At 74.7% G+C, this 10,616-nt stretch carries 8 protein-coding genes; 3 read left to right on the top strand and 5 right to left on the bottom strand.

What is annotated here, in order from left to right; translation table 11 throughout:
- The 4 genes from LJ221_RS21220 to LJ221_RS21205 form a co-directional block, all read right to left on the bottom strand.
- Positions 1–1,467, bottom strand: a 1,467-nt coding sequence (locus LJ221_RS21220; protein ID WP_241718327.1) for a DEAD/DEAH box helicase, incomplete at its 3' end; no start/stop codon positions are given.
- Positions 1,468–1,738: 271 nt separating this feature from the next.
- Positions 1,739–1,942, bottom strand: coding sequence for a cold-shock protein (locus tag LJ221_RS21215; protein ID WP_093656524.1), 204 nt, complete (start codon positions 1,940–1,942; stop codon positions 1,739–1,741).
- 443 nt (positions 1,943–2,385) lie between these two features.
- Positions 2,386–3,729 (bottom strand): NADP-dependent phosphogluconate dehydrogenase, encoded by a 1,344-nt coding sequence (gndA, locus tag LJ221_RS21210; RefSeq protein ID WP_241718328.1) that lies wholly within the window; start codon positions 3,727–3,729, stop codon positions 2,386–2,388.
- Positions 3,730–3,851: 122 nt separating this feature from the next.
- Positions 3,852–5,585, bottom strand: a complete 1,734-nt coding sequence (locus LJ221_RS21205) for a bifunctional 3'-5' exonuclease/DNA polymerase (RefSeq protein ID WP_241718326.1) — start codon at positions 5,583–5,585, stop codon at positions 3,852–3,854.
- Positions 5,586–5,815: 230 nt separating this feature from the next.
- On the opposite strand from LJ221_RS21205, the gene LJ221_RS21200 reads away from it, so the two are divergent.
- Positions 5,816–6,988, top strand: a complete 1,173-nt coding sequence (locus LJ221_RS21200; protein WP_241718325.1) for an acyl-CoA dehydrogenase family protein — start codon at positions 5,816–5,818, stop codon at positions 6,986–6,988.
- 147 nt (positions 6,989–7,135) lie between these two features.
- On the opposite strand, the gene LJ221_RS21195 is transcribed toward LJ221_RS21200, so the two are convergent.
- On the bottom strand, positions 7,136–7,546 hold the full coding sequence (locus LJ221_RS21195) for a hypothetical protein (protein WP_241718324.1): 411 nt from the start codon (positions 7,544–7,546) through the stop codon (positions 7,136–7,138).
- A 206-nt stretch (positions 7,547–7,752) separates the two neighbouring features.
- Here LJ221_RS21195 and LJ221_RS21190 point away from each other — a divergent pair, with 206 nt between their 5' ends.
- Both LJ221_RS21190 and LJ221_RS21185 read left to right on the top strand, forming a co-directional pair.
- A complete protein-coding gene (locus LJ221_RS21190) occupies positions 7,753–8,193 on the top strand; it encodes an Lrp/AsnC family transcriptional regulator (protein ID WP_241718323.1) in 441 nt (146 codons plus the stop codon).
- A gap of 69 nt (positions 8,194–8,262) precedes the next feature.
- Entirely contained in the window at positions 8,263–9,912 is a 1,650-nt protein-coding gene (locus LJ221_RS21185; protein WP_241718322.1) for an amidohydrolase, read from the top strand.
- Positions 9,913–10,616: the final 704 nt, after the last annotated feature.

Below are 10,616 nucleotides of genomic sequence, written 5' to 3'. Positions count from 1 at the left end.
CGCCGGGCGCCCCCGGCGCCCGCGGGAGGCGCCCGGGGCACCGCCGCGGCCGGCGGAACCTCCACGGCCGGAAGAACCTCCGCGGGGCCGCTGGGAACGCTGCGCCCGCTCGACGGGCGGCGCGGCGAGCACCACGGGAACGCCGGAGGGCTCCTTCGCCCCGGTGATCCGGACGAGTTCCTCACCGGTGGAGCGCACCGGGGTGATCCGGGGCGACACACCGGCGGCGGCCACCATCCGGTCGACCTCGCGGCGCTGCTCGGGGGTGACCAGGGTGACGACGCTGCCGGACTCCCCGGCCCGTGCGGTACGGCCGCCGCGGTGCAGGTAGTCCTTGTGGTCGGCGGGCGGGTCGACGTTGACGACCAGATCGAGGTTGTCGACGTGGATGCCGCGCGCGGCGACGTTGGTGGCCACCAGGGCCGTGACCTGCCCGTCCTTGAACTGCTCCAGCGTGCGGTTGCGCTGGTTCTGCGACTTGCCCCCGTGCAGCGCGCCGGCGCGCACCCCGCTGGCCAGCAGTCTTCTGACCAGCCGGTCCACGGCGCGCTTGGTGTGCACGAACATGATCACGCGCCCGTCGCGGGCGGCGATGCGCGTGGCGACGGCGTTCTTGTCGTCGGTGCTCACCCGTAGGATGTGGTGCTCCATCGTGGTGACCGCGCCCGCCGGCGGGTCCACGGAGTGGACCACCGGGTCGGAGAGGAAGCGCCGCACCAGCCGGTCCACGTCGCGGTCCAGGGTGGCGGAGAACAGCATCCGCTGGCCGTCCGGGCGCACCTGGTCCAGCAGGGCGGTGACCTGCGGGAGAAAGCCCATGTCGGCCATCTGGTCGGCCTCGTCCAGCACGGTGGTGCGCACCTGCTCCAGTCGGCAGTCGCCGCGCTCGACCAGGTCCCTGAGCCGGCCGGGGGTGGCGACGACCACCTCGGCGCCGTTCCTGAGCGCGGCGGCCTGGCGGCCGATGGACAGACCGCCCACGACCGTCGCCGTCCGCAGCCGCACCGCTTTCGCGTACGGGGTGAGGGCGTCGGTGACCTGCTGGGCCAGTTCCCGGGTGGGCACGAGCACCAGGGCCAGCGGACGGCGCGACTCGGCACGGTGCCCGGCGGTGCGGGCCAGCAGCGCCAGACCGAAGGCGAGGGTCTTGCCCGAACCGGTCTGTCCGCGACCCAGGACGTCACGGCCACCGAGCGAGTCGGGCAGGGTGGCCGCCTGGATCGGGAACGGCGCGGTGACGCCCTCGCGCCCCAGGGTCTCCAGCAGTGGGGCGGGCATGTCCAGTTCGGTGAACGAGGCGGCCGGGGGCAGCCCGGGGGTACCGGCCGGCGCCATGGGCTCTTCCCGGCGCGTGGCGCTCCCGCGGCCGGGGGCCGTCTTCTGCGCGGGGAGCCGCGCGGGGGCCTGGGAGCGGGAGGGACGGCGGCGGGTGGGGCGGGGGGGACGGGTTGCGGAATTCTGGTTCACGCGGGGTGGGACCTTCCTCGGGACGGCGCGTGCCGGGGAGGCTCCGCGGTGCGTGAGCGGGCGGAGAGTCGCGGGAACGAGCCGGTGGAAAAGCGGATCGCGCTGCTGCGCGGGGAAAACCGGCCGGACGGGCCGGCGAGACATGGCGAAAAAAGGGGGGGCGGCGGGGCGCCCGCGGGCCGGAGCGCGACACGAGCCGGGGCCCGCACCCTGCGGTGCGGGCCCCGGCTGCTGGTGGTGCTGCGCGTCGCGTTCGCCGAACGCGGCGGAATCAGGCGGGGAGGATGTTCTCCGCCTGCGGGCCCTTCTGGCCCTGGGTGACGTCGAAGGTGACCTTCTGGCCCTCGTGGAGCTCGCGGAAGCCCTGGGTGGCGATGTTCGAGTAGTGCGCGAAGACGTCGGCGCCGCCGCCGTCCTGCTGGATGAAACCGAAACCCTTTTCCGCGTTGAACCACTTCACGGTGCCAGTAGCCATACTTTTCTCTCCTCCAGATAGGGGCAGTACAGGAAATCCGCACTGTGCGGATTTCCGTGTCGCCGCAATGAGACCCCGCCGGAAGAGCCGGAAAAACAAAGGCGCCTGAAGGTCACAAACCGTCAGGCGCGCACAAAGTTCATGGGTACCAAAACTGCAACGTGGTCCAACGTAACACAGATCCGCCCCCGGCGGGCGGTCGGCGGAACCGGGCCGGTGTTGGGGCCGGGGCACGGGCGGGAAGACGGCGGGAGGCCGCCCGGTGCGGGCCGGGCGCCCAGCGCCAGTAGCGCGGACAGGCCCGCGCGCACACCGATCCTGCGTCGCATGACGGTTGTTCTCCTTCTGTCGGCTCTACCTGATGAGGTCGAGGTGGGGTCGGACAGCGGAGACATGAGAGCGCTCTCAGGTCTGGTCCAGGAGAGCGGAGAGAGGATTTGAAGTCATGTCCATACCAATCCCTGCGGCAGGCGGCCGGCGCGCAGGGCGTCGTACGAGGCCAGCGCCGCCGAGAGGCCGGGTACGGGGACGCCGTACCGGACGGCGGTGGCCACCACCGCCCGCCACGCCTCCTGCGCGGCACCGGTCTCATCGGCGAACTCCGCGTCGGCCAGCAGTGTGGGCAGCGCCGGGTCCGCGGCGTACGCGGCGCGCACCCGGTCCAGGAAGGCGGCCCGGATGATGCAGCCGCCGCGCCAGACGGCGGCCACGGTCCCCAGGCCGATGTTCCAGCCGTACTCCTCGCTCGCCGCCCCCATCATGTTCCATCCCTGGGCATAGGAGGTGATCTTCGAGGCGTACAGGGCATGTTCGACCTGGTCGGCGAAGTGCGCGGCGTCCCGCTCGCCCAGCGGGGGCCGGTGCGGGCCCGGCAGGCCGGCGGCGGCCTCGCGCAGGCCGGTGTGCCCGGAGAGGGAGCGGGCGAAGACCGCCTCGGCGATGCCGGAGACCGGCACGCCCAGGTCCAGGGCGGTCTGCACCGTCCAGCGGCCGGTGCCCTTCTGCTCGGCGGCGTCGGCGACGACATCGACGAAGGGCCGCCCGGTGGCCGCGTCGGCGTGGGCCAGCACCTCGGCGGTGATCCCTACGAGGTAGGAGTCCAGACGCCCGGTGTTCCAGGTGCGGAAGATCTCGGCGACCTGGGCCGGGGCGTACCCGGCCACGGTGCGCAGCAGGTCGTAAGCCTCGGCGATGAGCTGCATGTCGGCGTACTCGATGCCGTTGTGCACCATCTTCACGAAGTGCCCGGCGCCGTCGGGCCCGATGTGTGCGGTGCAGGGGGTGCCGTCGGGGGCCTTGGCGGCGATCTCCTCCAGCAGCGGGCCGAGCGCGGCGTACGCCTCGTCCGAGCCGCCGGGCATGATGCTCGGCCCGTGCAGGGCGCCCTCCTCGCCGCCGGAGACCCCCGCGCCGACGAAGTGGACGCCGCGCTCGCGCAGTGCCTCCTCACGGCGGCGGGTGTCGGCGAAGTGGGCGTTGCCGCCGTCGACGAGGATGTCGCCCGGCTCCAGCAGCGGTGCGAACTCCCCGACGACGGCGTCGGTCGCCTCGCCCGCCTTGACCATCACGACCAGGCGGCGCGGCCGCTCCAGTGCGGCGACGAGCTCCCGCGGCGTCCCGGCGGGTACGAGGTCGCCCTCCCCGCCGAACTCCTCCACCAGTGCCTCCGTTCGGGCGCCCGTGCGGTTGTGCACGGCGACGGTGTAGCCGTGACGGGCGAGGTTACGGGCCAGGTTGCGGCCCATGACGGCGAGTCCGGTGACGCCGATCTGCGCGGTGCCGCTCATCGTGCCGCTCATCGTGCGACTCCTCGGGAAGCGGGGATCGAAGGGGGAGAGGCCGGGGGCCGGGTGGGGCTGGGAAGGACGGTGTACCCCGGTGCCCCGCGGTGACCCCCGAAAAACCCCGTTCACTTGGCGTCCGCGTAGCACTCCACCACGGCCGTGGTGAACGGGAAGCGCACCGGGATCTCGCCGAAGGCCGCGACGGCGGCCCGCTCGCCCGCCGCGCGGACGGCGTCCGCCACCGCGCCCGCCTCCTGTGCCGGGCAGTGCACGATCACCTCGTCGTGCTGGAAGAACACCAGTTCGGCGCACATCCCGGCCAGGGACTGCCGCAGTGCGGCCAGCACCAGCAGCATCCAGTCGGCACCGCTGCCCTGCACCACGAAGTTGCGGGTGAACCGGCCGCGGGCCCGGGCCGCGCTGCCGGCCGGGCCCTGCGCGTCCGTCTCGGGAGGGTCGATCCCGCCGTCCCCGAAGTCCGCGTCCCCGGCGGCAGAGGGTGGACAGGTGCGGCCCAGCCAGGTGCGCACCAGCCGGCCCTCCTCGCCGGCGCGTGCCGCCTCGTCCACGTACGCCACCGCCGCCGGGTAGCGGCGCCGCAGATCCGCCAGGTGCCGCAGGCCGTCTCCCGAGGTCTGCCCGTACACCGCGCCCAGCAACGCCAGCTTGGCCCGGTTCCGGTCGCCGCCGAACGCCCGGTCCGACAGCACCGAGTACATGTCCCGGCCGCTTCCGGCCACCTCCATCAGCCCCCGGTCGCGGGAGACGGCGGCCAGCACCCTGGGCTCCATCTGAGCGGCGTCGGCGACCACCAGCCGCCAGCCCGGGTCGGCGGTCACCGCGCGCCGTACGACCCGGGGGATCTGCAGCGCGCCTCCGCCGTTGCTCGTCCAGCGGCCCGTGACCGAGCCGCCGGGCACGTACTCGGGACGGAAGCGCCCCTCGCGCACCCAGGTGCGCAGCCAGGACCGGCCGTGCGCGGTGTGCAGCCGGTACAGCGTCTTGTAGCGCAGCAGCGGGGCGACGGCCGGATGATCCACCTTCCGCAGCTCCCAAGCCCGTGTCGAGGGCAGCCGGATCCCGGCCCGCGCGAATGCCCTGACCACGTCCGCCGGCAGGTCGGGCCGCACCCGCACACCCGGCCCGAAGGCACGCGAGACCTCCTCGGCCAGCTGAGCCAGCCGGGCCGGCTCGCCGCCCGGGTAGCTCTCGCCCAGCAGCTCCCGCAGCAGCTCCCGGTGGACATCCGCCCGCCAGGGAACCCCCGTGCGGTTCAGCTCCGCCGCCACCAGCGTCCCCGCGGACTCCGCCGCCAGCAGCAGCCGCATCCGCTCCGGGTGCCCGGCCTCCTCCACCCGCCGCAACTGGTCGGCGTACACCTCCAGCAGGGCGGCGAGCGGGTCCGTGCCCCGCGGTAGCGGCACCGGACCCGGCGCGAACAGTGAGGGCTGCTGGTCGGCCGCGGGCAGCGGCGGGTCGTCCGGCACCGGCGCCCGGTGCAGCCGGGCCCAGGCCGCCGCCAGTGAGCGCGGCTCGCCCCACCGGCCCTCGTGGCCCAGCAGCAGTGCCTCGCACGCCTCGGTGTCATGGCAGCGCTCCACCCGCACCCCGGTCTCCAGCAGCCGCGGATACACCTGCCCCGTCGACCGCCACACCCAGCGGGTGACCGATCCGGACGCGGTGCGCTCCGCCACGGCCCGCGCCGCGTCCGGCTCGGCCTCCACCGGGCCCGCCGCACGACCCCGTCCGTCCACCGGGCACAGCAGGGCCGTGCCCTCGGCGGTCACCGCCACCGCCCAGCGCACCGCGCCCTCCCGCTCCCGTCCGCCTCTCAGCCCGGAGCCGTGGCCGTTCCGCATACGGCGGAGTATGGCAGCGGGGACCGACAACCGAGGGTGACCGCTGGCCGCGATCCTCGTCCCGCGGTGACGCCGGGCCGCCGATCGGGCATACTCCAATCGCCACAGCCGCTGGTCAGCCACTCTCGTAACCCGGGGGACGGCATCGGCCGGTACCACCACTTCCCGGTGGCGGCGCACCACCCCGAGCGCCCGCCGCCGCAGCCCCCGACAGGGAGGAGAGCGCCGCGATGACCCAGTACGGCCCCCAGCCGGTGGAACGCCGGATGCCCACCGAGGAGGCCCGCGATCTCCTCACCCTGGTGCGTGAACTCGCCCAGCGCGAGATCCGGCCGGCCGCGGCCGAGGAGGAGGAGAGCGGCCGCTTCCCTCGCGGGACCTTCACCCTGCTGTCGGAGTCCGGTCTCCTCTCGCTGCCCTACGGCGAGGAGTTCGGCGGTGGCGGGCAGCCCTACGAGGTGTACCTGCAGATCCTGGAGGAACTGGCGGCGGCCCGGCTCACCGTGGGCCTGGGCGTCAGCGTCCACACCCTCGCCTGCCACGCGCTCGCCCACTACGGCTCCAAGGAGCAGTGCGCCGAGCACCTTCCGGCGATGTTCGCAGGCGGGCTGCTGGGCGCGTACTGCCTGTCCGAGCCCTCCTCCGGCTCCGACGCCGCGGCGCTGCGCACCCGCGCCGTCCGTGACGGCGACGACTGGGTGCTCGACGGCACCAAGGCGTGGATCACCCACGGCGGCATTGCCGACTTCTACACCGTCATGGCCCGCACCGGGAAGGAGGGGCCGCGCGGCATCACCGCCTTCCTCGTCCCCGGCGACACCGAGGGACTCAGCGCCGCCGCCCCCGAGCGCAAGATGGGGATGGGCGGGTCGCCGACGGCCCAGGTCCACTTCGACGGGGTCCGCGTTCCCGACAGCCGCCGGATCGGCGAGGAGGGGCAGGGCTTCGCCATCGCCCTGGACGCCCTCAACTCCGGCCGGCTCGGCATCGCCGCCTGCGCGATCGGCCTCGCCCGGGCCGCCCTCGACGAGGCCCTGGCCTACACCGCCGGGCGCGAGCAGTTCGGCCGTCCCGTCTCCGACTTCCAGGGCGTGCGGTTCATGCTGGCCGACATGGCCACCCAGACCGAGGCCGGACGCGCGCTGTACCTGGCCGCGGCGCGCCTGCGCGACGCGGGGGAACCCTTCGCCCGGCAGGCCGCGATGGCCAAGCTGTTCTGCACGGACGCGGCCATGAAGGTCACCACCGACGCCGTTCAGCTGCTCGGCGGCTACGGCTACACCCGCGACTACCCGGCCGAGCGGCTGATGCGGGAGGCCAAGGTGCTGCAGATCGTCGAGGGCACCAACCAGATCCAGCGGATGGTCATCGCCCGTCACCTGGCGGGGCCCGAGAGCCGCTGAGGGCGCCGGGGGCCGCCGAACGGCCCCCGGGACACGGGCCGTCGGCCGGATCGCCGGCGCGTCCGTGCCCTCCCGGGCCGGTCCCGCTCCACTCTCCCGCGGTCCTCGGCGAGGTGGTGCCGGGAGCGGCCGAGGCGGCGCGGGCCGTCAGTGGCGCGGCTGCCGCCCGTGCGGGACGCGCATCGGGTGCGCACCCGGGCCGCCCGCGTGGGAGAACGGCTGCATCCGCCAGTGCAGCCCCTCGGGCAGCGTCAGCAGCGTCGCGGCGTCCCGCTCCCGGGCCTCGTGCTCCGGCCCCTCGGGCCCGGCGTCCTCGACCGGACGCCCCGAGCCCCGGCACACCGTCAGGCCGAAGGGGTTCCACGGAGTCGGGCACAGGGCGTGCTCGGGAAGGGTCTCCTCCTCCGCCAGCAGTGCTATCGGCTGTGCGCAGTCCGGGCAGACCACCCGGAAGATCTCGTAGGTCTCATAGGCCTCGTCGGCCTCGGCACTCTCCTCGTGCTCCTCGTGGGCCTCGGTGTCCGGGTGACCGGCGTGGAGCGGCTTCACCTTGCGCATGCAAATCCCCCTTGGGCGGGCTGCCGGGCGTCCGATCGAGGGAGCCCCGGCCACAGCAAGCATTTCCCTCCGTTGTCCGTCCGTAATCTCCGCACCCTCCCGGACACGGGAGCACAGGTGTGGCGTTCGTCACACATCCGCGCCCCGGGGGCGCCGATGGGCCGACCGGTGTGCCGTGGCGCGCCCGGCGCAGTAGGTTGCCTGTCGTGGAGGAGCTGGATCGTCGTATCGTGGAATTGCTCGTCGCTGACGGACGGATGAGCTACACCGACCTGGGCAGGGCCACCGGCCTGTCGACCTCGGCCGTGCACCAGCGCGTCCGCAGACTGGAGCAGCGCGGTGTCATCCGCGGCTACGCGGCCGTTGTCGACCCCGAGGCCGTCGGGCTGCCCATGACCGCCTTCATCTCGGTCAAGCCGTTCGACCCCAGCGCACCGGACGACATCGCCGACCGGCTCGCCGAGGTGCCCGAGATCGAGGCCTGCCACAGCGTCGCGGGCGACGAGAACTACATCCTCAAGGTCCGGGTCGCCACCCCCATCGAGCTGGAGCACCTGCTGGCGCGCATCCGCTCCCTGGCCGGGGTCTCCACCCGCACCACCGTCGTGTTGTCCACCCCCTACGAGGCCCGGCCGCCCCGTGTATGAGGGCCACGTCCGCCGCGTACAGGTGACCCCGGCGGCCGGGAGCGGCGGGGGAGGGGGAGACTGGCAGCCATGAGCGACAGCACGGGTCCTCTCGACCGCCCCGACCGCCCCCGCACCGTCCTCCTGCGCGGAGGCGAGGTCCACAGCCCCGCTGACCCCTTCGCCACCGCCATGGTCGTCGACGGCGGCGGCATCGCCTGGGTCGGGTCGGAAGGGGCCGCGGACTCCTTCGCCGACGGCGTCGACGAGGTGGTCGACCTCGACGGCGCGCTCGTCACCCCGGCCTTCACCGACGCTCACGTCCACGCCACCGCGACCGGCCTGGCGCTCACCGGACTCGATCTGGCGGGCGCCGCCTCACCGGCCGAGGTCCTGGACCGCGTACGGGAGCACGTCCGCGCCCGCCCCGGCGACCGGGTCCTGCTCGGCCACGGCTGGGACGCGTCCGCCTGGCCCGGGCAGCGGCTCCCCTCCCGCGCCGAGCTCGACGAGGCCGCCGGCCGGCGGCCCCTCTACCTCACCCGCGTCGACGTCCACTCGGCGCTGGTCACCACCGCGCTGCTCGACCTCGTCCCCGGTGTCGCGCGGCTGCCCGGCTACGCCCCCGACGCCGCGCTGACCGGCGACGCCCACCACGCGGTGCGCGCCGTCGCCCATGCCTCCGTCACTCCCGCCCAGCGCACCGATGCCCAGCGCGCCGCCCTGCGCCACGCGGCCTCCCGCGGCATCGGAACCCTCCACGAGTGCGCGGGACCGGAGATCTCGGGCGAGGACGACCTCACCGGCCTGCTGGAGCTGGCCGCCGCCGAGCCCGGGCCCCGCGTCCACGGCTACTGGGCCGAGCACATCACCTCGCCCGAGGGCGCGCGGCGGGTGCGGGAACTCGGGGCCCTCGGCGCCGCGGGCGACCTCTTCGCCGACGGCTCCCTGGGCTCCCACACCGCCCACCTGCACGAGCCGTACGCCGACATGGACCACCGCGGCGCCGGCCACCTGGACGCCGTCGCCGTCGCCGCCCACGTCGCGGCCTGCACCGAGGCCGGGATCCAGGCCGGCTTCCACGCCATCGGCGACGCCGCCCTCACCGCCGTCACCGAGGGCGTGCGCGCGGCCGCCGAGCGAGTCGGCCTGGAGCGGGTGCGCGCCGCCCGGCACCGCGTCGAGCACGCCGAGATGCTGACCGGGACCACCGTCGCGGCCTTCGCCGAACTGGCCCTCACCGCCTCCGTCCAGCCGGCCTTCGACGCGGCCTGGGGCGGCGAGGAGGGCATGTACGCCCGGCGCCTGGGCCGCGAGCGCGCCCGCACCCTCAACCCGTACGCCGCACTGCTGCGCGCCGGTGTGCCCCTGGCGCTCGGCTCCGACAGCCCCGTCACCCCGCTCGACCCCTGGGGCACCCTGCGCGCCGCCGCCTTCCACCGCACTCCCGAGCACCGGATCTCCGTCCGTGCCGCCTTCACCGCCCACACCCGCGGCGGCTGGCGGGCGATCGGCCGCGACGACGCCGGCGTCCTCGTCCCCGGAGCCCCGGCCGACTACGCTCTCTGGCGCACCGGTGACCTGGTGGTGCAGGTGCCCGACGGCCGGATCGCCGCCTGGTCCACCGACCCGCGCTCGGGCACTCCGGGTCTGCCCGACCTCGGTCCGGACCGTCCGCTGCCCGTCTGCCTGCGGACGGTGGTCGGGGGACGGACGGTCTACCAGCACCCGAACGGGTGATGAGAGGCGGGCCCGTACCGCCGAACGATACCCCGCGCTCCGCCGCCTCACGGTGGCCTGCTCGGCACTGACCTGCTGCTTTGGAGAAACGCCGCAGGTCGTAAGGGTGTTGACAGGCGACGGCGGTCGACGGGTAGGTTCGGCCGGGTCCACCGCAGGACGTCCGACCGGGGATCCTCCGCGCGCAGTCGTCGAACGAGCTGGGTCATGGGCGGTGCGTCGCACCGGCGTACGGCCGGGAGCCAGATCCAGCGTCCGCGGCACGAAGACGGAGGGATCCCGGCTGATCGGCGGGTGCGACCCGGGTGGGGGCCCGGAGGCTCAGTAGACAACGACTTTCGGCCGATCCGCAGCCAGCGGGTCCCAGGTCGGCCCGAAGGGCGCCGGGCCCCGATTCCGAGAAGGCCCCGCCCCGCCCCCCTTCCGCGGGGGCCGCCCGCCCGCTCCTGTACGGAATCACCGCGTCCTCCACCCCGGCCCCACGGGGGCCGTCCGGCGTTGTACGGTCGGGCTCGTCACCGCACGAGCTGCAAGAAAGGCCGCGACCGTGCCATCGGGTCCCGAAACCACCGCCGATGCCGAGACCGGCGGCGCGGCCGCCGACCGTCCGGAAGAACCACCGCACCCCCGCCCGGCTGCCCGGACCGGCGCGCCCTCCCGTGCCGGGGCGGCCGGAGCGGGCACCCGCCCGGCCGGGCCCCGGC

Source organism: Streptomyces sp. CNQ085 (genome assembly GCF_022614595.1).
Classification (GTDB): Bacteria; Actinomycetota; Actinomycetes; order Streptomycetales; family Streptomycetaceae; genus Streptomyces.
Note: the sequence above shows the minus strand (reverse complement) of the source record. Positions and strands in the feature narration are given on the sequence as shown.

Bases quoted from the DNA above. Each gene is read 5' to 3' on its own strand.
- LJ221_RS21215 (WP_093656524.1), bottom strand. From the start codon at position 1,942: ATGGCTACTGGCACCGTGAAGTGGTTCAACGCGGAAAAGGGTTTCGGT.
- gndA (WP_241718328.1), bottom strand. From the start codon at position 3,729: ATGAGCGGCACCGCGCAGATCGGCGTCACCGGACTCGCCGTCATGGGC.
- LJ221_RS21205 (WP_241718326.1), bottom strand. From the start codon at position 5,585: ATGCGGAACGGCCACGGCTCCGGGCTGAGAGGCGGACGGGAGCGGGAG.
- LJ221_RS21200 (WP_241718325.1), top strand. From the start codon at position 5,816: ATGACCCAGTACGGCCCCCAGCCGGTGGAACGCCGGATGCCCACCGAG.
- LJ221_RS21195 (WP_241718324.1), bottom strand. From the start codon at position 7,546: ATGCGCAAGGTGAAGCCGCTCCACGCCGGTCACCCGGACACCGAGGCC.
- LJ221_RS21185 (WP_241718322.1), top strand. From the start codon at position 8,263: ATGAGCGACAGCACGGGTCCTCTCGACCGCCCCGACCGCCCCCGCACC.